The 25,450-nt window shown below is 64.7% G+C and carries 25 protein-coding genes; 9 read left to right on the top strand and 16 right to left on the bottom strand.

Annotated elements, in window-relative coordinates; genetic code table 11:
• Positions 1 to 344: 344 nt before the first annotated feature.
• The 3 genes from CLU90_RS15125 to CLU90_RS15115 are packed head-to-tail and all read left to right on the top strand — an operon-like array spanning position 345 to position 3,664.
• The gene (locus CLU90_RS15125; protein ID WP_092711640.1) at positions 345 to 1,607 is read left to right on the top strand and encodes a hypothetical protein; all 1,263 of its coding nucleotides are present in this window, start codon (positions 345 to 347) and stop codon (positions 1,605 to 1,607) included.
• A 10-nt stretch (positions 1,608 to 1,617) separates the two neighbouring features.
• Positions 1,618 to 2,025, top strand: coding sequence for a hypothetical protein (locus CLU90_RS15120; protein WP_100428299.1), 408 nt, complete (start codon positions 1,618 to 1,620; stop codon positions 2,023 to 2,025).
• 58 nt (positions 2,026 to 2,083) lie between these two features.
• Positions 2,084 to 3,664, top strand: coding sequence for a methyl-accepting chemotaxis protein (locus CLU90_RS15115; protein ID WP_100428298.1), 1,581 nt, complete (start codon positions 2,084 to 2,086; stop codon positions 3,662 to 3,664).
• 40 nt (positions 3,665 to 3,704) lie between these two features.
• On the opposite strand, the gene CLU90_RS15110 is transcribed toward CLU90_RS15115, so the two are convergent.
• From CLU90_RS15110 to CLU90_RS15055, 12 genes are all read right to left on the bottom strand, one after another.
• The gene (locus tag CLU90_RS15110; protein ID WP_092711634.1) at positions 3,705 to 4,928 is read right to left on the bottom strand and encodes a M24 family metallopeptidase; all 1,224 of its coding nucleotides are present in this window, start codon (positions 4,926 to 4,928) and stop codon (positions 3,705 to 3,707) included.
• A 45-nt stretch (positions 4,929 to 4,973) separates the two neighbouring features.
• A complete protein-coding gene (locus tag CLU90_RS15105) occupies positions 4,974 to 5,510 on the bottom strand; it encodes a type II secretion system protein (RefSeq protein WP_232731209.1) in 537 nt (178 codons plus the stop codon).
• Entirely contained in the window at positions 5,497 to 5,880 is a 384-nt protein-coding gene (locus tag CLU90_RS15100) for a type IV pilin protein (protein WP_092712201.1), read from the bottom strand. Before CLU90_RS15100 ends, CLU90_RS15105 begins: the two co-directional genes overlap by 14 nt.
• Before the next feature lie 5 nt (positions 5,881 to 5,885).
• Positions 5,886 to 6,356 (bottom strand): type II secretion system protein, encoded by a 471-nt coding sequence (locus CLU90_RS15095; RefSeq protein WP_269800021.1) that lies wholly within the window; start codon positions 6,354 to 6,356, stop codon positions 5,886 to 5,888.
• Entirely contained in the window at positions 6,353 to 8,233 is a 1,881-nt protein-coding gene (locus tag CLU90_RS15090) for a secretin and TonB N-terminal domain-containing protein (RefSeq protein ID WP_100428297.1), read from the bottom strand. The genes CLU90_RS15095 and CLU90_RS15090 overlap by 4 nt, the downstream gene beginning before the upstream one ends.
• A gap of 17 nt (positions 8,234 to 8,250) precedes the next feature.
• On the bottom strand, positions 8,251 to 8,787 hold the full coding sequence (locus CLU90_RS15085; protein WP_100428296.1) for a hypothetical protein: 537 nt from the start codon (positions 8,785 to 8,787) through the stop codon (positions 8,251 to 8,253).
• Complete coding sequence (pilO, locus tag CLU90_RS15080) at positions 8,784 to 9,404, bottom strand: type 4a pilus biogenesis protein PilO (protein ID WP_100428295.1); 621 nt, start codon at positions 9,402 to 9,404, stop codon at positions 8,784 to 8,786. The genes CLU90_RS15085 and pilO overlap by 4 nt, the downstream gene beginning before the upstream one ends.
• Positions 9,380 to 9,934: a hypothetical protein gene (locus CLU90_RS15075; protein WP_100428294.1), complete on the bottom strand. Its 555-nt coding sequence runs from the start codon at positions 9,932 to 9,934 to the stop codon at positions 9,380 to 9,382. Before CLU90_RS15075 ends, pilO begins: the two co-directional genes overlap by 25 nt.
• Positions 9,925 to 10,713, bottom strand: coding sequence for a hypothetical protein (locus tag CLU90_RS15070; protein ID WP_157808829.1), 789 nt, complete (start codon positions 10,711 to 10,713; stop codon positions 9,925 to 9,927). The genes CLU90_RS15075 and CLU90_RS15070 overlap by 10 nt, the downstream gene beginning before the upstream one ends.
• Entirely contained in the window at positions 10,700 to 12,397 is a 1,698-nt protein-coding gene (locus CLU90_RS15065; RefSeq protein WP_100428292.1) for a GspE/PulE family protein, read from the bottom strand. The genes CLU90_RS15070 and CLU90_RS15065 overlap by 14 nt, the downstream gene beginning before the upstream one ends.
• A 10-nt stretch (positions 12,398 to 12,407) precedes the next feature.
• On the bottom strand, positions 12,408 to 13,601 hold the full coding sequence (locus tag CLU90_RS15060) for a type II secretion system F family protein (RefSeq protein ID WP_092711618.1): 1,194 nt from the start codon (positions 13,599 to 13,601) through the stop codon (positions 12,408 to 12,410).
• A 246-nt stretch (positions 13,602 to 13,847) separates the two neighbouring features.
• Positions 13,848 to 16,379, bottom strand: a complete 2,532-nt coding sequence (locus CLU90_RS15055) for a M4 family metallopeptidase (protein ID WP_100428291.1) — start codon at positions 16,377 to 16,379, stop codon at positions 13,848 to 13,850.
• A gap of 675 nt (positions 16,380 to 17,054) precedes the next feature.
• On the opposite strand from CLU90_RS15055, the gene CLU90_RS15050 reads away from it, so the two are divergent.
• Both CLU90_RS15050 and CLU90_RS15045 read left to right on the top strand, forming a co-directional pair.
• Positions 17,055 to 17,711: a hypothetical protein gene (locus CLU90_RS15050; protein WP_092711614.1), complete on the top strand. Its 657-nt coding sequence runs from the start codon at positions 17,055 to 17,057 to the stop codon at positions 17,709 to 17,711.
• A 92-nt stretch (positions 17,712 to 17,803) separates the two neighbouring features.
• Positions 17,804 to 18,772: an IS1595 family transposase gene (locus CLU90_RS15045; protein WP_100428290.1), complete on the top strand. Its 969-nt coding sequence runs from the start codon at positions 17,804 to 17,806 to the stop codon at positions 18,770 to 18,772.
• Between the two features lie 58 nt (positions 18,773 to 18,830).
• Here CLU90_RS15045 and argH read toward each other — a convergent pair whose 3' ends face one another.
• Entirely contained in the window at positions 18,831 to 20,228 is a 1,398-nt protein-coding gene (gene argH / locus CLU90_RS15040; RefSeq protein WP_034746418.1) for an argininosuccinate lyase, read from the bottom strand.
• 265 nt (positions 20,229 to 20,493) lie between these two features.
• Between argH and CLU90_RS15035 the strand changes: the two genes are divergently transcribed.
• From CLU90_RS15035 to CLU90_RS15025, 3 genes are all read left to right on the top strand, one after another.
• Complete coding sequence (locus CLU90_RS15035; protein WP_092711610.1) at positions 20,494 to 20,691, top strand: hypothetical protein; 198 nt, start codon at positions 20,494 to 20,496, stop codon at positions 20,689 to 20,691.
• Between the two features lie 155 nt (positions 20,692 to 20,846).
• Positions 20,847 to 21,272 (top strand): GNAT family N-acetyltransferase, encoded by a 426-nt coding sequence (locus tag CLU90_RS15030; RefSeq protein ID WP_100428289.1) that lies wholly within the window; start codon positions 20,847 to 20,849, stop codon positions 21,270 to 21,272.
• A 19-nt stretch (positions 21,273 to 21,291) separates the two neighbouring features.
• Positions 21,292 to 21,654 (top strand): hypothetical protein, encoded by a 363-nt coding sequence (locus tag CLU90_RS15025; protein WP_157808828.1) that lies wholly within the window; start codon positions 21,292 to 21,294, stop codon positions 21,652 to 21,654.
• 38 nt (positions 21,655 to 21,692) lie between these two features.
• On the opposite strand, the gene CLU90_RS15020 is transcribed toward CLU90_RS15025, so the two are convergent.
• From CLU90_RS15020 to CLU90_RS29330, 3 genes are all read right to left on the bottom strand, one after another.
• Positions 21,693 to 23,081 carry a YfcC family protein gene (locus CLU90_RS15020; RefSeq protein WP_232731208.1) on the bottom strand — a complete coding sequence of 463 codons (1,389 nt, stop codon included), beginning with the start codon at positions 23,079 to 23,081 and terminating at the stop codon, positions 21,693 to 21,695.
• Between the two features lie 9 nt (positions 23,082 to 23,090).
• On the bottom strand, positions 23,091 to 24,227 hold the full coding sequence (locus CLU90_RS15015; RefSeq protein ID WP_100428286.1) for a succinylglutamate desuccinylase/aspartoacylase family protein: 1,137 nt from the start codon (positions 24,225 to 24,227) through the stop codon (positions 23,091 to 23,093).
• 87 nt (positions 24,228 to 24,314) lie between these two features.
• On the bottom strand, positions 24,315 to 24,467 hold the full coding sequence (locus CLU90_RS29330) for a hypothetical protein (protein WP_157808827.1): 153 nt from the start codon (positions 24,465 to 24,467) through the stop codon (positions 24,315 to 24,317).
• On the opposite strand from CLU90_RS29330, the gene CLU90_RS15010 reads away from it, so the two are divergent.
• Positions 24,466 to 25,428 (top strand): MurR/RpiR family transcriptional regulator, encoded by a 963-nt coding sequence (locus tag CLU90_RS15010; protein ID WP_100428285.1) that lies wholly within the window; start codon positions 24,466 to 24,468, stop codon positions 25,426 to 25,428. The two genes, CLU90_RS29330 and CLU90_RS15010, sit on opposite strands and share 2 nt — an antisense overlap.
• Positions 25,429 to 25,450 lie beyond the last annotated feature (22 nt).

Genomic DNA, 25,450 nt, shown 5'->3' with positions numbered 1-25,450 from the left:
TCTTCGCGCGGGCGGCGCTTTTTTTATCCCGGTTGTTTTTGTCTTGAATTATCCATAAGTGTATGAAAAATATAGCGTAAGTGTGGTTTTGCACGGCGTGCTATTTAGATAAATCCCTCTAGAACGCGTGCTTTTTCCGTGAAAAGAGGCGAATTCGTTCATTGCCTCAAGAAAACTTTCCAACGTAAAACCTTTTCTCTGTAGCATGGTTTTACTCACTGGTTACGCCGCCATCACGCCCAAGGCGATGGCGGCGCGAAAAAAACGGACCCGGCCTTTTACGGCCGGTGAGCCATCGACCTCGAGCCCAACTCCACGTTCACCGCTACGGGTATTTAATTACTATGAATAAACACGTCCTGATTTTCCTGATGGCCATGCCCCTGGCCATCAGCCATGCCTATGCCGAAGAGCCCACCGGCCCCGCGGTCAAGATCAGCGGTTACGGCAGTGCCGCCCTGACCATGGCCGATACCGACAACGCGCAGTTCGCGCGTCCGAACCAGGCGGCCGGCGCCGGCCGCACTGCCCGCACGGGCGTCGATTCCAACCTGGGCTTGCAGGCCAATGTCACCGTCAACCCGTGGCTGTCGGCCACGGTGCAGGGCCTGGCGCGCAAGGATGGCGAGGACGATTTCGGCGCCGAACTGGCGTGGGCCTTCGCCAAGGCCAAGGTGTCGGACAGCTTCAGCGTGCGCGTCGGCCGCATGGGCCTGCCCGTCTTCATGATTTCCGATTACCGCAACGTGGGCTATGCCAACACCATGCTGCGTCCGCCCGGCGAAATGTATTCGCAGGTACCGCTGAACAGCATCGACGGCATCGACGGTACCTACCAGTTCAGCGCGGGCGACACCAGCATCACCACGCAGCTGGCGCTGGGCCGCACCAAGGCCACCCTGGCCACGGGCCCCGCTTCGACGGTGCAGGTGGAAGGCAAGTCCATCGTCGCCCTGAACGTGGTGGCCGAACATGGCCCCGTCACCGTGCGCTTCGGCCGTGCCGAGACCAAGCTGACGATCAACGATTCGCCGAGCCTGAACACCCTGATGAGCAGCTTGCGCGCGGCAGGCAGCGGCTACAGGATGGTCCAGCTGGGCGCCCTGGCCGATGCGCTGGAAGTCAAGGACAAGAAGGCGTCGTTTACGTCCGTGGGCCTGGGCCTGGACTGGAACAACGTGCTGCTGCAGTCCGAATATGCGAAGCGCAAGACGGACAGCTACGTCAGCGACAGCACCTCGTGGTACCTGATGGGCGGCTACCGTATCGGCGCCTTTTTGCCCTACTATAGCCACGCCAGCCTGAAGGCCGATGGCCGCGTGAACAATACCGTGCCCGCATCTTGCCCTGCCGGTTATCCGGCCGCCTGCACGCCGACCCTGCGCGCCCTGTCGGCCGGCGTCGACACCCTGGCTACCACGCGCAACGAGCTCGAGCAATCGACGGACAGCATCGGCGTGCGCTGGGATTTCCACCGCTCGGCCGCGCTGAAGGTGCAGATCGACCGCATCAGGCCGAAGAATGGTCCGGGCCTGTTCGTGCAAGCCAAGCCGGGTTTCCATGGCCCCGTCACGGTGGCTGCCGCCTCCATCGATTTCGTTTTCTAAGGAGCGCCGCATGAAACCATTGATCTTGAATCTGGCTGCCTTGCTGGCGCTGTCGACCGCTGTTCCCGTCATGGCCGAAGTGGTCGTGGTGGTCAATGCCAGGAACGCCGCCGGCGCCATGACGAATGAACAGGTGGCGCAATTCTTCCTCGGTAAATCGACGGCCATGACGCCGATCGACCAGCCGGAAAGCGCTCCCGTGCGCGCCGAATTCTACAAGAAGGTGACGGACAAGGAACCGTCGCAGGCGAAGGCCCTGTGGTCCAAGCTGGTCTTCACGGGCAAGGCCACCTTGCCGAAGGAAGTGGCCAATAGCGCCGACGTGAGGAAGGCGGTCGCCGCCGATCCGAAAGCCATCGGCTACATCGAAAAGAGTGCCGTCGACGGCACCGTCAAAGTGGTGCTGACGGCGCCATAAAGCCGGCCCGGGCCGCCCGCCATGCGGCGGCCCGGTACACATACATCAGGAGACAGCAATGAGCATCAAACGCAAGATATGGGCGCTGCCTGTCGTCTCGGCCGTGATTTTCGGGCTGGGGCTGGCCGTCAGCGCCTATCTGTCCACGGCCACGCTCAATTCCATCCACGCGACCGAAAGCGCCGACTATCCCGTGCTCGACATGGCCAAGTCGCTGACCCTGGACGTGGCTGCCGTCGGCGACGCCTTGCGCGACGCCGTCAGCGAAGGCGACAAGGAGCGCATCGGGCAAGTCGGCGGCCTGGCAGTCAAGCTGCGCGAAAAATTGACCGCCTTTGCGGCCATCCCCGGCCAGCGCGAGCAGGGCCAGCGCCTGGCCAGTGAATTCGATGCCTATTACGCGCCGGCCCTGAGCGCGGCGCGCATCATGCTGGAAATGGAAGAGGGCGACCCGCAGGCCACCGTGGCGCGCATGCAGGGCGCGCTGGCGGTGCTCAACACGGACCTGGCCAAGACCAACGAACGGGCGCAAGCGCAGTTCAAGCAGGGGATCGAGCGCAGTGCGGCCAATGTGCGCAATGCCCTCAATACCAGCATCGCCGTGGCGCTGGCCGTCATCGTCTGCCTGGTGGCCGTGTCGCATTTCGTCGTGCGCGCCATCTGGCAGCAGCTGGGCGGCGAACCCGAATACGCGCGCCAGATCGCGCGCGCCGTGGCCGATGGCGACCTCTCGATGGAGATCGTCACCGAGGCGGGCGACCAGGCCAGCTTGCTGGCGGCGCTGAAGGAGATGCGTGGCCGGCTGGCCGGCATGGTGTCCGGTATCAAGGCGTCGGCTGACACCATCCAGGTGGCCAGCGCGGAAATCGCCCAGGGCAATGCGGACCTGGCCGCGCGCACGGAATCGCAGGCGGGCAGCCTGGATCAGACGGCGCGCAGCATGGACAGCCTGACTTCCACCGTGCGCGACAACGCCGCCAACGCGGGCCAGGCGCACGCACTGGTGGTGTCGGCATCGTCCGTGGCCGTGAAGGGCGGGCAGGTGGTCAGCCAGGTGGTCACCACCATGGGCGAGATCAACGATTCATCCAAACGCATCGTCGACATCATCGGCGTCATCGACGGCATCGCCTTCCAGACGAACATCCTGGCCTTGAACGCGGCCGTGGAGGCGGCGCGCGCGGGCGAACAGGGACGCGGCTTTGCCGTGGTGGCGTCCGAAGTGCGCAGCCTGGCGCAGCGCAGCGCGGCAGCGGCGCGCGAGATCAAGCAACTGATCGGCGACTCGGTGGCCAAGGTGAACGTGGGTTCGAAGCTGGTCGACGAGGCGGGGCTGACCATGGGCCAGATCGTCGATTCCGTGAAAAAGGTGGCCGACATCATGGCCGAGATCAGCGCCGCGAGCCAGGCGCAAAGCGCCGGCATCGGCGACATCGGCGTGGCCATCGGCAGCATGGACCAGATGACGCAGCAAAATTCCGCCCTGGTGGAGGAAGCGTCGGCGGCCGCCGAGTCGCTGCAGGAACAGGCCGTGCAACTGGGCACGGCGCTGGCCGTGTTCAAGCTGGCGCAGGGCGGTTTGTCCAGCATGCCCGTGCCACGGCCGTTGGCGTTGGCGTTGGCGTTGGCGAAGACGTAGGTTGGATTAGCGCAGCGTAATCCAACACAAGGGCGTCAAGCTAGGCCCGCAGCCCGAACGGATCGTCGATGCTATGCGCCGGCTGCGTGAACCAGCGCGGGCCGTCTGCCGTCATGTAGAAATGGTCTTCGTGGCGGATGCCGAATTCGCCGGGGATGCAGATCATCGGCTCGTTCGAGAAGCACATGCCCACGTCGAGCGGCGTCGTGTCATTGCCCACCAGGTAGGGCCACTCGTGGATATCGAGGCCGATGCCGTGGCCCGTGCGGTGCGGCAGGCCGGGCAGCTTGTAGCCGGGACCGAAACCGTCCGCTTCCAGCGACACGCGGGCGGCGCGGTCCACGTCGCCGCAGGGCACGCCCAGCTGCGCGGCCGCGAACGCGGCGGCCTGCGCTGCCTTTTCGCTGTTCCACACGGAGCGCTGGCGTTCGCTGATGGCGCCAAACACGTAGGTGCGCGTGATGTCGGAGATGTAGTTCATCACCTGGCAGCCCGTGTCGATCAGCACCGTGTCGCCCGCCTTCAGGGTTTGCACGTAGTTCACGCCATGCGGGTAGGCCGTCGCCTCGCCGAACAGCACGATGCAGAAATACGAGCGGGGCGCGCCTACCTTGCGGTGCGCGCGCTGGATGAATTCTTCCACTTCCACCGTCGTGATGCCTTCGACCAGCATGCTGGCCGTGGCCACGTGCACGGCCAGGGTCATGTCCATCACGCGCTGCATCAGGGCGATTTCCGCCGGCGACTTGCGGCTGCGGCAGTACGCCGTGACGGTGCGCGCGTTTTCCAGCGCATAGCCGGGCGCCAGCGGCTTGATGCCGTCGTAGATGAAGAAGGCGGCGCTTTCGCAGATGCCCACGCGCGGCGGTGCAGCCGCATCCTGGGCTATCCCCATGCGCGCCAGCACGTCGACGAACAGCTGGTACGGGCTTTCATGCTCTTCCCAGCAATTGACACGGCCTTCGATGAGCATGAAGCCTTGCAAGGTGCTTTCCTCAAACGCGGGGGCGATGTATTCGATGTCGCCGCTGGCTGGCAGGATGGCGCCCACCATGCGTTCGCTGGCATACCATTTGGTGCCCGTGAAATAGGTGAGGTTGGCGCCCGCGTTCAGGTAGATGGCGGCGATGCCCTGCTGGCGCATGAACGCCTGTGCCCTGGCGATGCGTTGCGCATGTTCGTCCTTGCCGATGGCGACCATGCCGCCCGTCATGTCCGACAGCGATGCCAATGCCTGTTCGATGGAAGTGCCACCTATGCTCATGCCTGCTCCTTTGTTCGATGCTGAATATGGAATGCGGGCATGATATCAGTTCGCGCCTTTCGGCTTGAGTCCGGGCGCGCCGCCGGCCGCATCGGGCGGGGCCAGCACCAGGTCGTGCGGATACGTGAAGTGCCAGTCCGCGTAGCGCTGCTTGCGGCGCAGGCTGGCGTCTTCGTCGAGAAAATTATCCTGCTTGATGGGCAGCTGCGGCGACAGCGAATGGATGCCGACGATGCGTCCCTCCTGCCGCAGCAGGCCCCATTCCGCCTTGCCCGTGACGGGGTCCGCATACAGGCGGCGCAAGTGCCGCCGGGCGTTGGCAAAGCGCGGGTCGCGCAGCAGTTCCTGCAGGGTCAATGGGTAGCGGGGCCGCCCGTCGCCCGGCGTGCTGTCGTAGTAGCGGCCCAGCGCATTGCGGAATTCATGGCCGATGAACAGCAGCTCGCGCTCCTTGTCGCGCCGCGCGGCCGTGGCATGCAGTTCGCTGGCCAGCACCAGGCCCACGCCCATGAAGGCCACCAGCATCAGGGTCCAGATATACGCGAAGCCCCGTGCGCGGCGCCGAAAATCAGAGCTGCTCAAAGGGGATGCCCTCGCGCGTCTTGCCCTTGGCGCCGCTGCGCACGTCGGCCACGCCGCCGATCTCGCCATTGGGCGAAGGGATCAGCTGCCAGGTGGCGGCGGACTCCGTGACGGGATCCAGCGGCACGCTGCGGAAGTAATGGTGGGTCACCAGGTCGGCCAGCGCGGCCGGATATTCTCCCTTGTCGGCATAGTATTTATCGAGACCGCTCCTGAGCACCTGCAGGTTTTCTTTCAGGGCGACTTCCTTCGATTTTTCCACGGAACCGAAATAGCGGGGGATGGCGATCGTCAGCAGCAGCGAGATGATCGCCAGCACCACCAGCAGTTCGACCAGGGTAAAGCCGCGGCGTAGAGAAGAGGCAGGCATCGGGTTCACCATTGATTGAGCGGCACGCCGTTCAGGCCCACCTTGGTCGAGCGCGAGGCGACGTCGAACACGTCCTCTCCTTCGCCGGGATTGTCGGGCGGCGAGGCATAGGCGCGCTTGCTCCAGCTGTCCGCGGCGCTGCCTTCTTGCCTGGGCTGGAACGGATCGCGCGGCAGCCGGCGCAAAAAATAGATGTTCTGCTTCGATGGACTGCGCTGGTCGGGCACGCCCTCGACCAGTTCCTCGAGTTTTTTCGGATAGCCGGAGGCGCCCAGCGACAGCTTGATGCGGCCATTGTCCGAGGCGCGCTTGTAGGCGTCGATCGCTTCGCGCATCTCGATCAGGGCGCTGCGCAATTGCTGTTCCTTGGACCGTTGCAAGGCCACCTGCGCCATCGGCACGGCTACCGTGGCCAGGGTCGCCATGATGGCCAGGGTGATCATCAGCTCGATGAAGGTAAATCCCCTTGGCTTCACTGGCCACCCTTGCCTGATTTTTCGCCGGCGGCGGGCGCTTCGTCGCCGCCCGTCATGGGCGAGCCGGTGCGCGGCGCGGCCGGCTCGGGCGCGGCGATCGCCTCGGGAGAGCCGCCCACGCTGGCGCGGCCGCCCACGGATGCCTCGGTGCCCGAGTTGAATTCGGCCGTCATCAGGTCCGGGCGGCGGATGCTGCGCAGCAGGCGCGGCGTGATCGACAGCACGATCTCGCTGCGCATGGCGTCATCCTTCTGGCTGCCGAACAATCGGTTCAGCATGGGCAGTTCTCCCACGCCCGGCACCTTGTTGGCCGTGCCCCGGTCTTCGTCGCTGATCAGGCCAGCCAGCACCTGCGTCTCGCCATCCTTCAGGCGCAGAACCGTGGACGCGCTGCGCGTGCCGATCTGGTAAGCCTGCGTGCCCGTCTTGCTGATCACTTCCTTGACCACGTTCGACACTTCCAGGTTGATCTTGATGGCCACTTCGTCGTCCAGGTAGACGTTCGGTTCCACGTCGAGTTTCAAGCCCACTTCGATGTAGTTGACGCTGTCGGAGCTGACACCGTTGTTCGTCGTGACGGTAATGACGGGCACGCGGTCGCCGATGAGGATCTTGGCCTTTTCCTTGTTGCGCACGCGGATGCGCGGGTTGGCGAGGATATTGCTGTCGCTGTCCGTCTTGTTGGCATTCAGCGTGACGCCGCCGATGGCCAGGTTGATATTGTCGCCGTTGATGCGGTGCAGGTCGGCCACCTTCAGGCCGCCCAGGCCTCCCGTAATACCTGCGGCGCCGGCCAGTGTCAGGTTGGCCTGGTCCGGCCAGCGCACGCCCAGTTCCATCAGGCGCGTGCGCTTGACTTCCAGTACTTCCACTTCCAGCATCACTTCCGGGTCGGCCAGGTCCTGCACATTGATGATGCGCTCGGCCATACGCACCATTTCCGGCGTATCGCGCAGCATGATGATGCCCAGGCGTTCATCGGTGACGACATCCTTGGCCTTGAGCAGGGTCTTGATGGAAAACGCCACCGTCTTGACGTCGGCATTGGCCAGAAAGAAGGTGCGCACCACGAGCTGCTGGTAATCCTTCACCTTTTGCGGCGTGTTCGGATAGATCGTGATCGACTTGTCGCTGGTGACGCTTTGTTCCAGCTGATTCGCGCCCAGCAGCATGGCGATCGCCTCTTCGATGCTGGTGTCGCGCACGGAGATCGTGGCGCGCAGGGCCGGGTCGACCTCCTTGTCGAAGACGAAATTCAGGCCCGACACCTTGCTGATGAAGTCGAACACGGAGCGCAGCGGCGCGTCGCGAAATTCGAGGGTCACGGGTTTCCTGTAGGCGGCCGCCAGCTTGCCACCGGCCGGCAGGCTTTTCGACTGCGCCTCGCCGATGCGGCTTTTCAGGGCCAGCGCCTCGCGCTGCGTGGGGCGTTCCTGCAGCACCTGGCGCAAGGCTTCCTGCGCCTGCACGATATTCGCCTCGCCGCCGCGCTGGTAGCTGGCCTGCGCTTCCTGCACCAGCTTGCGGTGCCGTTCATCCTGCGCCACGCTGGCCATGCCCCGCTGCGCCACGTCGTTGCTGGCGTCCAGCGTCAGCGCCTGCTGGTACAGCGCTTGCGCTTCGGGCAGCTTGCCCTGCTGGCGCAGCGCTTCCGCAGCCCCATTCAGCTTGTTCAGCGCGCGCATCCTGCCATTCGTCACGGCGATGCGGTATTTGGCGTTGGTCGGCTCGGCCTGCGCCGCCTGTTCCAGCAGGGCCAGGCCCTGTTCCGTGCGGCCCGCGCCCAGCATGGCCTGGCCATCGTTATAGGCCTGGTTGCCGGCGCAGGCAGCCAGCAGGGACAGCATCGGCAGCAGGGTGATGAGATTACGAGACATGGGTGCGGCGCGTCGTTTCAATTGAGGTCCCCTACGGCGAGTGTCTGTTTCAGGTTAAGCGGCAGATAGGTAAATTGCAGGGCGCCCTGCACCACGCCGTCGAAGCGGTAGCGTTCTTCGAGCGTGTCGCCTGGGCGCGCCACCACGTTGCGTTCGCCCGCTTGCAGGAAGTAGGCGGCCTTGCCTTCGTCGACAAAGCGGCCCAGGAATTGAAATGGCAGCGGTGGCGGCGCGTTCGCATCGACGTGGGCGACGGGCAGCGCGGCCTGGGCCGCCTGCTGGTCGAGCATGATCTTTTTTGGCGTCTCCGGCTGCCAGCTTTGCTTGGCGAACAGGGTGGCCGCTTCCTCGTCGTCGAGGCCACGGCGCGGTTCGATGGCCAGCGCGCGATTCGTTTGTGGAGCCGCAGCGACGACGAAGGGGGGCGGCGCCACCCGTTCCACCTGGCGCGTGGTGGCCGTGGCCGGTCCCACGATGCTGCCTTCGTCCTCTGGCGCGAAGAGGGCGGCCAGCAAGGTCGCCACGGCGGCGCCTCCCAGTACGGCTTTTTTCATCGGCGCACCTCCGCCTTCTTCACCAGCAGGATGAACTGGATGCGCGCGTCGATCTCGCCCGCCTCGATCTGCTCGCGCTTGAAGAGCACGGAGTCCAAGGTCAGGGTGGGCAGCGCCTGCAAGGCGTCGACGATAAAGGTTTGCAGCTGCGCGTATTCGGCCTTGACGGGTAGGGTGATCTGGTAGCGCAGGAAGGCCGTGTTGCCGTCTTCCTGCGGCTTGTAGTCGGCCTTGGCCAGGGTGACGCCGCTCTTTTGCGCCACTTCCAGCAAGGCCTTCAGCTGGTCGGGAATGCTGTCATGCGCGGGCAGGTAGGCGTGAAAGGCGGCCAGGCTGTCCGCATCCGCATCGAGCGTGACGGGGGCCGTCGGCAGCACCGATTGTTTCGCCATCAAGGCCAACTGCGCGCGCAATTGCTGCTGCCGTTCGGCCAGGGCATCGCCCTGCCGCACGGCGAAAGCGGCCAGCGCCAGGCAGGCCGCACCCATGGCGCTGGGCCAGCCCAGCGTGCGCCACAGACGCGCGGCTTCCCACGCCAGACGCGGCGGCACGTGCAGCTGCAGGCGCGCGCGGGTCACGGGCGCGCCGGCTTTCAATACGGGTTTGATTGCCGCCATTGCGCCTCCAGCTGAAAACGGTAAGGGTGTTCGGGGGCGTTCGCGTTCATCTCGTGCTTGAGCAGATACACGGAGCTGAACATGGGCTGCTGGTTCAGGAAGGCCAGGTAATTGAGCATGTCCTGCGGCGTTTCCCCCTCGGCGGCGATCTTCAGGACGCTGGTGCCGTCCTGTCCCTGCTGCGCGTTCAGGTCCAGCCCCAGCAGGGCCACGCGCACGTCGCGCGGCGCCTGCACCGTCTTGATCAGGCGCGTGACGGGCAGGTTAAGCTGGCGCACGGCGGCGGCCACCTGTTTCAGTTCGAGGTCGCGTTCGCGCTGGGCGCTGGCCGACAGGGGGGCGCGCACGGGACGCGCGGGCTGCAGCTGCGCCAGCTGCGCTTCCAGGCGCCGCGTTTCCTGCGCCTGCACCAGCCAGTATCCGGCGGCCGGCAGCAGCATCAAGCCGCCCGCCAGGCACAGGCCCAGGCGCCAGCCCTTGAAGGTTTGCACCGCTCCCGGCGGCAAAAATTCCAGGCGGCTCAGGCCCATGCGGCCTCCCGCATCAGGTGGGCGCCGCTGGCCACGGCGACGGGCGCGAAGCGCTCCGGCACGTTCGCTTGCGGCACGCCGCTCAAGTCGAGCAGCGCCACCTGTTCGATGGCGTCGAGCTGCGGCGCGCGCAAGTTCCAGCGCCGCCAGGCCCGCTCCAGTTCATCGCCCCAGTCCGTGGAGCAGGACTGGCTGTGCAGCGCCGTGATGCGCCCGCCGGCCGCCGTTGCCAGCAGCAGCCGGCCCGCTTCCACGAGGGCGAAGGCGGCGGGCTTGCCGCCGGCGATGCTGCGCCAGGCCGGTCCGGCGATCGGTTCGATGGACAGGCAGCGCCGGCCATGCGCGGCCGCCGCATCCTGCACGCCTTGCAGCAAGGGCGCATCGATGCCGCAGGCCAGGCGCGGCTTGCCGTAGGGGGCGTCGTCGGCGGCCAGGCGCCAGCCGCGCGCGCCATCGCCGTAGACGGCGGCGAACTGGCTGTGCAGGAAGCGCTGCGCGCTGGCCCGTTCGAGCAGGGCGCCGCTCCACGGCACTACTTGCATGGCGCACCAGCGGCTGGCCAGGCTGACGGCCAGCGGCAGTTTTTTTTCGTTGTTCTGTTCGAGCCAGCCGCGCAGGGCGGCCAGCGCCACTTCCCAGCTGGCGTCGGGATTCGCGATGGGCAGGTGGAAGGCGCTGTCGGGCAAGGGGCGGCCGGCGCGGCGCAGCACGCCGTGCAGCCCGTGCGGCGCCAGGTGCAGGCACACGGTGGCGCGGGCAAGGCGTTCAATAAGTGACACGATTGAGCTCCGCTAAAGTGGTTTCCCCGCGCCGCACCAGATCCAGGCCCGCTTCGCGCGCCAGACGGAAACCGTTGCGCGCCGCTTCTTCCTTCATCTGGCTCAGTGGCGCGCGCGTGCAGATCATTTCGCGCATGGCGTCGCTGAGCATCAAGACTTCGGCGACGGCCTTGCGGCCCTTGTAGCCCGTGCCGCGGCAATGGCCGCAGCCCTTGCCGGCCATGAATTGCCAGTCCTGCACCTGGTGCAGGGCCAGGCCGCTGTCGCGCAATTGCTGTGCATCGGCCAGCACCTCGGCGCTGGCGTCGACGGCGCAATGGGCGCAATTGAGGCGCAGCAGGCGCTGCGCCACGATGCCGTTCAGGGCCGCCGCAAAGCTGTAGGCGTCGACGCCCATGTGCAGGAAGCGCCCCACCACATCAAAGACGTTGTTCGCGTGCACGGTGGTAAATACCAGGTGGCCCGTGAGCGCGGCCTGCACGGCGATCTGCGCCGTTTCATCGTCGCGGATTTCGCCGATCATGATCTTGTCGGGGTCGTGGCGCAGGATGGAGCGCAGGCCGCGCGCGAACGTCAGTCCCTTCTTTTCGTTGACGGGGATCTGCAGCACGCGCGGCAAGCGGTATTCGACGGGGTCTTCGATGGTGACGATCTTGTCGCGCCCCGTATTGATTTCCGTGATGGCCGCGTACAGGGTGGTGGTCTTGCCGGAACCCGTGGGTCCCGTCACCAGCAGCATGCCGTGCGGTTTGGCGGCCAGGCGGCGTATCTGCTCGATGGCGTCCTCGTTCAGGCCCAGGCTTTCCAGGCGCAGCGCCTGCGCCGCTTCCGTCAGCGCGCGCCGGTCCAGCAGGCGCAGCACGGCGTCTTCGCCAAAGATATTGGGCATGATGGAGACGCGGAAATCGATCTCCGCCCCTTTCACGCGCACCTTGAAGCGGCCATCTTGCGGGATGCGCCGCTCGGCGATATCGAGATCGGCCATGACCTTGATGCGCGAGATGATCTGCTCGGCCATCGCCAGTCCCTGCACCTGGCCTGCCTGCACCAGCACGCCGTCGACGCGGTACTTGATGACGAGGCTGGCCACGTCGCATTCGAGGTGGATGTCGCTGGCCTGGAATTTCAGGGCGTCGTAGATGGTGGAGTTCACCAGTTTTACCACCGGGCTGCTGTCCTCGCTGATGCGAATGAGCGAGATGTCCTCGATGCTCTGGTCCAGGCCCGGAACATCATCACCGTGCTGCATTTCCTGCATCGCCTGCTGCACGCTTTCCTGCTGCAGCAAGTAGGCGGCCAGGTCGTCCGGGTGGGCCAGCGCCACCGTGAACGGCGTGGACAGGGCGAAGTCGGCCCACTGCAGCAAATCTTCGGCAAACGGATTGCCGATGACGAGCACGGGCGGCGTGCCGGGAACGCCAGGTTGCAGCAGCACGCAGTCGCGCTGGGCGCAGTCCGTGTAGGGCAGCAGGGCAAAGGCGGGCAGGGCGGCCTGCAGTTCGGCCATCGTCCAGGCCGGGTAGCGGAACAGGGCGGCCAGCTGGCGCAAGAAGACTTCGGGCGGCAGGGCCGCCGTTTCCTGCAGCACGGCCATCTGCGGACGCCCCTGTTGCAGCGCGCTGGCGTGGGCGCGGCGCAGCATGGTCGCATCGAGCACGGCCCGTTCTTCGTCGCGTGCGTTCATGTCATGACTCTCACGATAAGCTCCCCGCCAGTTCAAAGATCGGCATGTACATCAGCACCACCACGCCGCCGATGACGACGCCGATGATGGTCATCAAGAGCGGTTCGAGCAGGCGCGAAGCCCAGTCCACCCAGCGGGCGAATTCCTCGTCGTGGAACTTGGCCGAGCGTTCCAGCATGTCGCCCAGGCGGCCCGTGTTCTCTCCCACTTTCAGCAGCGATTGCGCCACGGGCGTGGCCATCTCCGCCTGCTCCAGCGCCGTGGAAAACGGCATGCCTTCCTGTACCGCGCGGCGCGCCCGCGCCAGCTGCTCCTGCTGCGCCGGCAGCAGCATGGGGCCGACCATGGCCAGCGCCTTGTGCAGCGGGATGCCGGCGTGCAGCAGCAGGCTGAGGGCACGGTAGAAGCGGGCGAGGCGGAATTCCGCCGCCTTCGCGGCCAGCACGGGCAGGCGCAACAGGCGCAAGACGAGTGCCTGGCGCGTACCGGCATGGGCGACGCCAAAGATCACGCTGCCGACCACGGCGGCCAGCGCGCCGGCGCACAGCAGCGGATGCGCGGCCAGGGTCTGGCCAAAGCCGAGCAGCATTTGCGACATCCATGGAATTTCGCGGCCCGAGCTTTCGTAGACGACGCTGAACTTGGGCACCACGTAGCCGAGCAGGAACAGGGTCACGAGGCCGCCGACGACGAGCAGCATGCACGGGTAGATGGCGGCGGAAATGAGTTTTTTGCGGATGGCGTCGAACTGCAGCTGGTAGGCGACGAAGCGCGCCAGCGCCTCGGGCAGGTTGCCCGAGCGTTCGGCCGCATGCACGGTGGCGATGTAAATGTCGGGGAAGATGTCGGGAAAATCTGCCAGCGTGTCGGAAAAACTTTGTCCTTGCTGCAGGGTGAGCACGATGGCGGCCAGGGTGGCCCTGGCGCCGGCGCGCGTTTCCTTGTTGTGCAGGGTGGCCATGGCCTCGCCCAGGTTCAGGCCCGCTTCGAGCAGGGCCAGCAGCTCCTGGCTGAATTGCAGCAGGGGCAGGCCCTGCTTGCCGGGGCGCAGCGCGGCGCCCGCGTCCTGCGCGGCGCCGTCATCGACGGCCAGCACGCGCCAGCCGCCGCGCACGGCCGCGCGGATCGCCTCGGCCTCGCTGGCGGCGTCGATGGACAGCGCCTGGCTGCCCGCCGGGCCCTGCACCTGGAGGTGGAACTGCATCGTCGGCTCAGGCGAGCATGGTAAGGGCCTGGGGCGTGAAAATGGGGTGATGTGAAAAGGGGAAGGCGCGTGCGGACAAGGTCGAAGTAGGCATCGGTCAGGAACCATCCAAAAAAAGTGCAATTCGTCGCGGGTACCGGCAGCAGGCAAGATGCAATGACTGCCTCAGGGTAGACTGGAATTGCCAGGAAATCAATCGTGCCGTGCGGGCAAGCCTTGTATCCGGCTTGCCCGCAATTCAGCCGCTTACTGGGTAACCAGGCTGACCTTGTCGATCACGAACGAGGTTTGCAGCGATGCATCCTCGGTCGCGGCAAACGAGATCTGCACGGTCTGGCCCTTGTAGGCGATCAGGTCGAAGGTGCGGATCTGGTAGCCGGCCGCCTTGTTCACGTTCGAGTACGAAGCCAGGGTGCCCAGCACCGTACCGGCGCTGTTCTTCACGGTGACGACCAGCTTGTCGTACACGGTATTGCCTGTTTCAGCCGTGTCGATATGCAGCGCGAAGCTCAGGCTGGCGGACGTGGCGGCGGCCGGAATGGCCACGCTTTGCGTCAGCGATTCGCTGGCCGTCGTGCCATTTCCACCGAGCCAGGCGTACTTCGTGCCTTCGTACGCGGTTTGGCCCGTGAAGGTGCCGATGGCGCCCGTGGTGCCGCTCCAGCCCGTGGCGCCGGACTCGAAGCCGCCATTCGTCACGCGCTCGGTGGCGCTGCTCGTGCCCACCGTCAGGGTGGCGTTGTTCGACGTGGCCGTCACGGCGGGCGACGACGAATCCGTCACCGTGGCCTTGAAGACGGCGCCGTTGTCGGCCGCCACGGTCGTGAAGCTGTAGGCGGGCGACGTGGCGCCGCTGATCACGGCGCCGTTGCGGAACCACTTGTAGGTGTACGGCGCCGTGCCGCCGCCCGCGCCCACGGCGAACGAGGCGGTGGCGCCCGGTGCGACGGAGATGCTGGCCGGCTGGCTGGTGATCGTCACCGCGCCGCCCGTCGTCGATTCATCGACGTCGGCGCCCACGTTGATGGCCGCATACGCGCGCTTGACGGCGATGGACTCGGCGCTGCCCACGCCATACAATTCCTCGGCTGCCTGCAGCACCTTGTTGCGCGCGTCCGCGTAGTTGGTCGACGAGGTGAACTTGGTGGTGGCCGCCTTGAACCAGATGCGGTAAGCCTTGTCGCTGCCGATGCCGGTCATGGCCAGCGGGCTCTTGTTCAGGTAGGAGCTGTAGTAGTCGCTGCTGGACGTGGAGTTCGAGCCTTGCGACAGGAAGTAGAACATGCGGTTGTTCGGGCCGCTGCTGTAGTGGACGTCGAGGTTCTTGATGGTGCTGCTCCACGCATTCGGGCTGCTGCCATCCTTGCTCGGCTTGTACAGCCAGCGCAGCGGCTGGCCATTCTTGGCGATTTCCTTGCCCGTCATCCAATCGTTGCCCGTGTTCGGAATCGTCGTGCCCGTGCCGCCGGCGCGCGCATACGCTTCCACCATTTCGCCGGCGATGTCCGAGCTCGATTCGTTCAAGCCGCCCGATTCCTGCGAGTAGATCAGGCCCGAGGTGGCGTCCGTGATGCCGTGGCCCATTTCATGGCCGATCACGTCGATGGAACCGAGGTTGTTGAACGAGCTGCCGCCGTCGCCGATGTACATGCACTTGCAGTTGCTGTCGTAGTAGGCGTTGTCGTAGGCCGTGTTGACGTGGGCGGCGATGTGGGTGGCCGTGTTGTTGCCGTCCAGGCTGGACCAGCCCAGTACGTTCTTGTGCGTATCGTAGGTGTTCATCAGGCCCCACATCGCGTTCACGGCAGCCGTCTGGCCGTTGGCGTTGGTGGTGCTGCCGCCGCTGATGTATTGCTGGCCGTCGCCCCAGGTATTGCTGGTGCTGCTGTACACGCTGCCCGAGGTGGTGCCGTGGTTGGCATTCGTGATGGCCATGCCGCCGAAGCTGCCGCCCGTGCCGCGGCTGGGGTCCTTCATGGTGTAGGTGCTGCCCGTGAGCGTGGTGTTGAGCGGCACCTGGCCGTTGTACTGGCTGTTGCCGACGCCGGCCACGGTTTTCAGGGCTTTCCACTGGCGCAGGATGCGGCCATCCCTGGCGCTGACGACGGTGTCGTAGTAGACCGGTTTGCTGCCGCTGATCATGCGCGTCTGCACCAGGTAGGCCAGCTCGTAGTGGTCGACCACGTCCTGCACGTCGAGCGCGTTCAGCGCGGCTTCCGATTTGTTCTCGGCGCCGGCCACGCGCACGGTTTTCATCACTGGGTAGATCAGCAGCTGCGCATGCGGCGGCACGTGGTCGACGGCCTGCACGCCGATGCTTTTCACGGCGGCGGCGATGGCGGCGGCGGCGCTGACGGCCGGCGTGGTGTCGATATCGGTGGTGGCGCTGCGGGTGACGGAATTGACGCCGCCGCTACCGAGGCCGGACGCGCGGTCCGACACGGACTCGCTGACGATGTCGCCGGCGCTGTTGCTGACCACGACCGTCTCGGAGCCGAAGACGGGCAAGCCCTTGTAGGTGTGCTGTACGCGGCTCACGCGCGTGCCGCTGACACCCGGATGCTGGGCGCCGACGGCAAAACCATGTTCGGTATTGAGGCCACGGCTGCGCGCCTGCGCGGCCAGCTTGTTGACCAGGCTGGCGGTCTCTTGTGGAGATGCCAGGCTGACCGGGGCGGCCATCAGGGTTTGTGGCAGCGGCGTGGCGGCATCGGCCGTGGTGGCCATCAGCGGCAGGGCGGCGATGGATGCGGCAACTATCGTCAAACGTAAATTCATTTCTGCTCCATGGTATCGGTTAAGGAAATGGTGAATGAGCTGGCCGCGATGCCTGATGGCCATCCCGGTGCGCCTGGCGGCTGGCGGATAGCCTGCCGTTTTGTGGTGGCATGACGCCGGGTAGGGGGACACTAAACTTGTCGAGATCGCCATGTCAAAAAATTCAAGAAATGGGTCACTACGCGGATTTTTGTTAAGAATTGAACATTTCTCGGCGCTGCATCGTTGGAAAGTTTGATCTACCACAAGATGCAACTTTTGTTCTGGACTACTTCCCCTAATGGCGCGCTCTGTTGGAAAAACACTGTTGCCTTTTCTAAATATTGCGATCTACACTAGCTCTTCGCGTTGTCCCAAACGGATCGCGCGAAGACAAAAAAAGCGCACGCGGCAATGACCGCGTCCAGATACAGCGCATCGGGAAAAAAAATCGGGAGTTTCACATGACGTCAGTTCTGTTTTCTGCTGTGGGTTTCAGCCATTTCCCCTCTGGAGCGGCATTCATGCTGCATCCGCCTTCCTAGCGGCCATCCGCCGGCTCTTCCCCCCGCCAGGGGGTTCTTTTTCGCGAGTCCGACCGCGCCGCCCGGCGCGGCCGCTGGCGCAGTGCATCCTTTTTTCAGGAAGGGTTGCCGGCTCCTGGTGCGTGCACCGGAATCACCGGCCCGAAGAACTATGCTTTCGATAGCGACCAAAGTGGAACAGATCGTGATGGAATCGGCCTTTCTCAGCGAGGGGCTGGGCCGGGGCTTGCTTAACCTGTCGGAACTGGCGCGCCAGCTGCAACCGCAATTGCAGAGCGACTTGTGGAAACCGGTGGGGCAGGCCGCCGTGGTGATGGCGCTGCGCCGCCTGGCCGAGCGCATGCCGCAGCAGAAAAGCGGCGAGATCGTGCTGGCGCACCGCGCGGGAGAATTGTCCACGCGCGGCGAATTGATGATTTTTACTTACCGTTATTCCGACCAGACGTATGCCTGCCAGAGACAGTTGCTGGCGCTGGCCGCACCCCAGCGCGGCACCTTCATCACCGTCACGCGCGGCGTCAACGAGGTAATGGTGATCTGCAGCCGTACGCTGCATGCGCTGGTGGAAGAGGTGTTCGGCGAAGAGCAGGAACTGGCGCGCCTGGAGCGGGTGACGGCCGTGACCTTGCACCTGGCGCCCGAAACCTGCTACACGCCGGGCGTGTATCACGCCATCCTCAAGCGCCTGGCGTGGGAGCGCATCAATTTGATCAACATCATCTGCACCTACACGGAGCTGACCTTGCTGCTCGAGGCGTCGCAGACGGGGGCGGCATTTTCCGTGCTGTCGAAAATCGTCGCGCAATGAAAAGGCTCTGTCACCGTTAAGTAAGGGGAGCCCTGGAATCTTCCTGTGTCCCTGCTGTCTGACTGTGTATACCAGACAAACGGGAGCCTTCCGTGCAGCCAGCCCAATGGAAAACCTTTATCGCCCAGTTCGCCGAACTGAACCGCCGCCAGCGCCTGGCGGGCATCGCTCTGCTGCGCGGGGCCGCATCGCGAGACGTCACCGTGGCATTGGTCGAAGGCGTGGCCCGGCAGCGATTGCACTGTCCTGCCTGCAACAGCAACCAGGCTCACCGGCACGGCCATGCGCACGGCTTGCAACGCTACCGCTGCGTTCCCTGCGGGCGCACCTTCAATGCGCTCACCGGCACGCCGCTGGCCCGCTTGCGCCACAAGGCGCTGTGGCTCGACTACGCCGATTGTCTGCTGGCATCGGATTCCGTGCGCAAGGCGGCATTGCAGCTGGGCGTGCACCGCAACACCACCTTTCGCTGGCGCCACCGGTTTTTATCGTTGGCAAAGACGGACCGGCCGCACGGCCTGCATGGCATCGCTGAGGCCGACGAGTTATATCTGCTGGAATCGGAAAAGGGGGCCAGAACAATGACGCGTCCGGCCCGCCGCCGGGGCGGCCATGCCCACAAGCGCGGCATATCCAATGAACAGGTCTGCATTCTGGTGGCGCGTGACCGCACGGGCCAGACGCTCGATTTCGTCACGGGCAAAGGAGCGCTAACCAAGGCGCAGTTGCACCACTGTTTGTTGCCCATGATCGACAAGGATATCTTGTTGGTGACCGACAGCCATGCCGCCTACCGGGCTTTTGCGAGGGAAGCGGACATCAGTCATCAGGCCGTCAACTTGCGCGCCGGCATCCGCGTGCAGGGCGCCGCCCACGTGCAGAACGTCAATGCGTATCACAGCCGATTACGACAATGGCTGGGGCCGTTTCACGGCGTGGCGACGCGCTATCTGCCGAACTATCTGGGATGGCGCTGGATCCTCGATGCCAGGCGCATCCGCTCGCCTGAAACGTTATTGAAAGCAACACTGGGCGCATTCCCACACCTGACGGTGACATAGCCAATGAAAAACGCCCCGTTGCATCGCTGCAGCGGGGCGCTGGCGGGACGCAGCCCGTTTATTTTTCCAGCTGCGTACGCACGCGGGCGATCGCGGCGCGCACTTGGCGTGGCGCGGTGCCGCCCACGTGGTCGCGCGCGGCAACGGAGCCTTCCAGTGTCAGCACGGCAAACACGTCTTCGTCCGTCAACGGGGAAAACGCGCGCAGTTGCTCGAGCGACAGGTCGGCCAGGTCGCAGCCGGCGTCGACGCAGGCGCGCACGGCCAGGGCCACCGCTTCATGGGCGTCGCGGAAGGGCAAGCCCTTCTTGACCAGGTAGTCGGCCAGGTCGGTCGCCGTGGCGTAGCCCTGCAGGGCGGCCGCGCGCATCGCTTCCGGTTTCACCGTGATGCCGCCGGCCATGTCGGCGAAGATGCGCAAGGTGTCGATGACGGTGTCGACGGTGTCGAACAGCGGTTCCTTGTCTTCCTGGTTGTCCTTGTTGTAGGCCAGCGGCTGGCCTTTCATCAGGGTCAACAGGCCAGTCAGGTGACCGTAGACGCGCCCTGTCTTGCCACGCGCCAGTTCCGGCACGTCCGGGTTTTTCTTTTGCGGCATGATCGACGAGCCGGTGCAGAAGCGGTCGGCGATGTCGATGAAGCCGATGCGTGGGCTCATCCAGATCACCAGTTCTTCGGCCATGCGCGACACGTGCATCATCAGCACGGCCGAGGCGGCGCAAAATTCGATGGCGAAGTCGCGGTCCGAGACGGCGTCGAGCGAATTGTGGCACACGTCGTCGAAGCCCAGCGTCTTGGCCACGCGCAGGCGGTCGATGGGGAATGTGGTGCCGGCCAGGGCGGCAGCGCCCAGCGGCAGGCGGTTGACGCGCTTGCGGCAGTCGGCCATGCGCTCGGCGTCGCGGCCGAACATTTCGACATACGCCAGCATATGGTGGCCGAAGGTGATCGGCTGGGCCACCTGCATGTGGGTAAAGCCCGGCATGATGGTATCGGCATGCTGTTCGGCCAGGTCCGTCAGCGCGCTGCGGAACGTCGCCAGCAGGGCGGTGATGTCGTCGATGGCGGAGCGCACGTACAGGCGAATGTCGGTGGCCACCTGGTCGTTGCGCGAACGGCCCGTGTGCAGGCGCTTGCCCGCATCGCCTACCAGTTCGGTCAGGCGTTTTTCAATATTCAGGTGGACGTCTTCCAGGTCCAGCAGCCATTCGAACTGGCCGCTGGCGATTTCCTGCGAGATTTGCGCCATGCCGCGCTGGATTTCCGCGTAGTCGGCCGGGCTGATGATGGCTTGCGCATGCAGCATTTCCGCATGGGCCAGCGAACCTTCGATGTCGAACAGCGCCAGGCGCTTGTCAAAAAATACAGAAGCTGTGTAGCGCTTGACGAGGTCCGAGACCGGTTCGGAAAACCGGGCCGACCAGGCTTCGCCCTTTTTGGAGAATTGATCAGTCATGAAAGAAGTCCTTTAGTGTACGGCGATTATAAACAAGGTTGGCCGGCGGTAGGGCTTTTAGGGGCTTGCAGGGCGCTGAAATGGCCAGGAATGGGGCCGGCAAGCCTCAAATGCCACGGTGCGGGCCTGTTGCGCGTTCCATCCGGGCTTTTTGTATTCTGTCCCGCGAATCGGGCGTTTGGTCGCAATCCGATGGCAGTTCAGGGGGGATCGGCCTACAGTTCAATCATCGCAGCACACAACCAGCCACTCAAAGGACACCATCATGAACATCGCTAAAAACATGGAAGCCATCTTCGTTGCCATCATCGCCGTCGCCGCCGCGACCAGCCTGGCCACCGCCGCCGTGCCGAAGTTCCGCGCCGCGCCGGCACCCATCACCGCCAGCGCCGATCAAGCCACCATGCACACCGTGTACGTCAGCGCCAAGCGTTTGAGCGCGGAAGAAAAGGCGGCCCTGTAAGCGCGGCGGCGTAACGCCGGCATGATCAGTCGCAGCAGGCAGTACACCATCACCGGCAGTCGGGACGGGCGGCGCCCCCGGTCCTAGCCAGCCCGGATGACAGCAACGCGCAAATCGCCGATGATCATATGTTTTCACGACAGGCGGACAGTGCGATGCCACATTTGAATATCAGCAGCGACAAGGCGGAGCTCGACGTTCCAGCCATCCATCATTTTCTCAGTACCCAATCGACATGGGCCATCGGCATCCCGCTGGCCACCGTGCAGCGCGCCATCGAGCATTCGCTTTGCGTGGGCGGCTATATCGACGGCCGCCAGGTGGCATTCGCCCGCGTGGTCAGCGACTACGCCACGTTTGCCTACCTGGTCGACGTGTATGTGCTGGAAGAATACCGCGGCCGCGGCTACAGCAAGCGCCTGATGGAGGCCGTGATGGCGCATCCCGACTTGCAGGGCCTGCGCCGCTTCATGCTGGCCACCAGCACGGCGCATGATTTGTATGCACGCTACGGCTTTACTGCGCCGCTCAGGCCAGGGACCCTGATGGAGCGGTATTTCCCGGACATATACCAGCGTTGACAGCTGGCGCGGTTAGCGCGTGGCCCCGGTATTGTTCGGATATCCCGATTTTCTTGATCAACAACGCGACAGCCTGCTATCGGACCCTGATTCCATGACATCTTCCTTCCTTTGGCCTCTCCTTGCCGTTTCAATGACGGCGACTGGCGCACCCATGCCGGAGGCATTGGGCCCGGCGCCTTGCGAGACGGGGATATTTCGCCAGGGCCAGGCCATCTCGCTCTACCTCTTCCCGCAGGCCGATCACGGCATGCGCAGCTACGCCCAGGCACCGGATGGCACGCGCAAGCCCACCGTCATTACGCCCGGGTTTTACGACCTGATGGCCGACTGGGCAAAGGGCCGGGTCCAGGGAAATTACGGACAGGCGTATCGCAAATGAAGCAAAAGCCACGGCGACCGTGCATCGCCGTGGCTTTTTTATTGCCAATGCATCAGGCAGGGTGGAATCAATAGCAGCAGCGCCAGCACCAGGTAGATCAGCTGCAGCGGGATCATCCACTTGGCCCAGGTAATCCAGGGTACGCGCGCCAGCGCCAGCACGCCGACGGTGATGCCGGAGGTCGGAATCATCGGCGTGGTGAATTCGCCGAACTGGAAGGCCAGGATGGCTGTCTGGCGCGTCACGCCCACCAGGTCGGCCAGCGGCGCCATGATGGGCATGGTCAGCGCCGCCTGTCCGCTGCCGGAATGGATGAAGAAGTTGATCACCGACTGCATGAAGAACATCTTTTGCGCGGCGAAGACGGGGTTCGACGAGGCCACCAGGGGCGTCAATGCATGCAGCATGGTGTCGATGATCTGCGCGTCGCGCGCCAGGATCATGGTGCCGCGCGCCAGCGCGATGACCAGCGCCACGCTGACCATGTCGCGCGCGCCCTGCACGAAGGACGCCACCAGGCTGTCCATGTCGAGGCGGCCGACCAGGCCGACGATGATGGCCATCACCAGGAACAGGGCGGCGATTTCATCGATGAACCAGTCGTACTTGACGACGCCGACGACCATCGTCAGCAAGGTCGCCATGAAAATCCACAGCACCGCGCGGTGCGTGCGCGTCATGCCGGCAAAGCTGTCCAGGTCCATCGAGTGCTCGCTGCGCTTTTCGATATCGAGCAGATAGGTCGGGCTTTTTTCCGGATGGCGCTTGATGCGCGCCGCGTACCACATCAAAAATACGATGCTGACCGCCGTGGCGATGGCCCACACGATCAGTCGGTAGCCGATGCCGGAAAAGATAGGCACGCCCGCGATGCCCTGCGCGATGCCGACGTTGAACGGATTCAAAAAGGCGGCGGAAAAGCCCACCTGCGAGCCGATGAAGGGAATCGACACGCCCGTGATGGTGTCATAGCCCAGGGCCAGGGCCAGCGGCACGAAGATCAGGATGAAGGGAATCGCTTCCTCGTTCATGCCGAAAGTGGCCCCGCCCAGCGAAAACATGGTGAAGAAGACGGGGATGATGGCGGCGCGCACGAAGCGCGAACTGGTGTGCGCCTTGGCGATGGCCTTGATCAGCGAATCGAAGGCTTCCGTCTTTTGCAGCACGGCGAAGGCGCCGCCGACGATCAGCACGAAGCCGATGATCAGGCTGGCGTCGACGAAGCCCTTGATGGGCGCCATCATCAGCGCGGCGAGGCCCTGCGGCTTGTTGTCGACATAGTGAAACGTGCCGGGGATGATCAGCTGCTTGCCGTTCACCAGCTGGGTGTCGAATTTCCCGCCCGGCACCAGCCAGGTCGCCACGGCGATCATGGCCAGGATGGCGCACAGCAGGACGAAGGTATTGGGGAGCTTGAATTTTCTCATGGGTGTCATTTATTGGCTCAGCAGGCTGCCGCCGCGGTAGGCGATGCTGCCGGCGACCTTGCCGACGTTCATGCCGCGCAAGACGTGGCGGTGGGCGCTGCGCGCAAAAAAGACGCCGGCGACGGTGCAGCGCAAGGTCGTCGTCTCGCCGCTGACGGGGTCGATCAGATCGGCCACCGCGTCGCCGGCGGCCAGCACCTCGCCCATCTCGCGCAGGTAGACCAGCACGCCGTGATGCGGCGCAAGGATCGGTTCCACGCCGGCCAGCGGCGTCGGCTGGCATTGCGGCGCGGGCAGGTCGTCGCCGGCGCCGGCTATCTCCAGCACGCCCTCGATGGCGAGAAAGCGCAGCAGGGCGGCCGCGTCGCGTTCGGCCAGGGCGTAGCTCACTTCCACTTCGCCGCGCAATTCGACGGTGCTCGACAGGCAGGCGGCGGGAATCGGATAGCGGCCGCCGAAGTGCGCGTCGAGGTCCCACCACAAGCGGCTGCACGCTTCGTCGAACGGCTCTTCGCCGGCCGCCAGTTCCAGCAGCACGGCGCGCGCGCCCAGGAGGGCGGACAGGGGCGCGATCTGCGCGGCCAGCGGCGTGCCCGTATAGATGTGCAGGGCGGCCTCGTTATCGCAATGCAGGTCGAGCACGATGTCGGCGTCGATGGCCATGCCCAGCAAGGTTTTCTTCAAGGTTTCCGCATCCGTGCCCGGCCGCCAGGCGGCGACGGCGGCGCGCGCGTGCTCGCGTATCAGGGCCACGTTGGCTTGCGCATCCTGTCCCAGCAGGCCTGCCAGCGTGGTCTTCAATTCGTCGGCCACGTGGCGGTAGGCGCGGTTGAAGTTGATGCCGGTGGTCAGGTCGAAGCGGCCGAACGGCGCGCCATGGATGGCTTGCGCCAGTCCGATCGGATTGGCGGCCGGCACCAGGATGATTTCGCCGTGCACCTTGCCCGCCGCTTCCAGCGCCAGCAGTTCGCGGCGCAAAAATTGCGACACCAGCATGCCCGGCACCTCGTCCGCGTGCAGGGCCGCCTGGATGTACACCTTCTTGCCGCTGCGGCTACCGGCGGCCGCCGTGCCGAAGTGGAAGCTGCTCAACTGGCAGGACATGCCGGCGTGGGCGGTGGAGATGGGATGCTGTTGTACTTGCATGGTGGGTGCCCCGAAAAGGTGCATGGTTGATGGATTCCGGTCGATTATGTAGCAATATTTTCACGAAGTAAATCAATGAAAATCCTTTTACAAATATTTGTTGAGTTTTCTTTTTGATATGAGTACAGTAAGTTCCAGCGACCCGATTTCGCCTTCCGCCAGTGATCCGCAGTGCCCAAGAATACAGGCCGCCAGTGATATGAAAGCATCCGCCAGTCCTGCCCGCAGCGGCGCATCCATGCCAGTGGCCACCACGCTGGCCTCGCCCGACGCCGCGTTCGCGCAATCGCCGCTGGGGCAGGCGCTGATGCACGTGCTGGCCGGCGGCTCGGCGTCGCAGCGGCAGATCGCCGATTATCTGTTGCGCAACCAGATGCGCGTCATTGCGCTCGGTATCGAGGAGCTGGCCGACAGCTGCCAGGTATCGACGGCCACCATCAGCCGCTTCGCGCGCGATATCGGCCAGAAGAATTATTCGGCCATGCGCGGCGCCATGGCCGAAACCCTGCAATCGTTGTTGCAGCCGGTCGACAAGCTGCGCCATACGATAGAGCGGCGCGCACGGGCCACCTCGCCGGTCACGCAAAGCCTGGAATATGCGGCCGCAAACATCGCCGCCACCTCCGACGCCCTGTCACCGCCAGCCATGCAGGCCGTGGTGCGCCGCCTGACGCGCGCCAGGGTGGTGTATGTGATGGGTTTTGGCCTGTCGGCCAACCTGGCGGGCATGCTGGTGCAGCACCTGCAGCCGTTTTGCCCGCATGTGGTGGAAGTGGTGGGCATCGGCGGCTCGGAAGTGGCGGCCGGCCACCTCGTCAACCTGACGGCGCACGACGTGCTGGTGGTGATCTCGTTTCCCCGCTATACGCTCGACTGCATCGGCCTGGCCAGCTTCGCGCGCGACCGCGGCGCCTGCATCGTGGCGCTCACCGATTCGCCCGCCTCGCCCCTGGCCGAACTGGCCGATCACGCGCTGTATGCGCAAAGCACGCATCCCGTCCTGCCCAGCAGCGCCAGCACGGCGCTGGCCATGATCGAGGCGCTGGCCGTGGCGCTGATGGTATCGAACAAAAAGAACGTAGAAAAAGCGGCCCGTTTGAGCGACGTCATCGCCGCCTATCTGTATGGCGGCGAACATGGCGTGCAAGGCCCACGAAAAACAGCGGCAAAGCAGCGCAAGGCAGCCGCAAAAACATTATAAAAATCAGGCATCAACATCAGGG

This window comes from Janthinobacterium sp. 67 (assembly GCF_002797895.1).
Lineage (GTDB): Bacteria > Pseudomonadota > Gammaproteobacteria > Burkholderiales > Burkholderiaceae_D > Janthinobacterium.
This window is presented reverse-complemented; position numbering and strand designations above follow the sequence as displayed.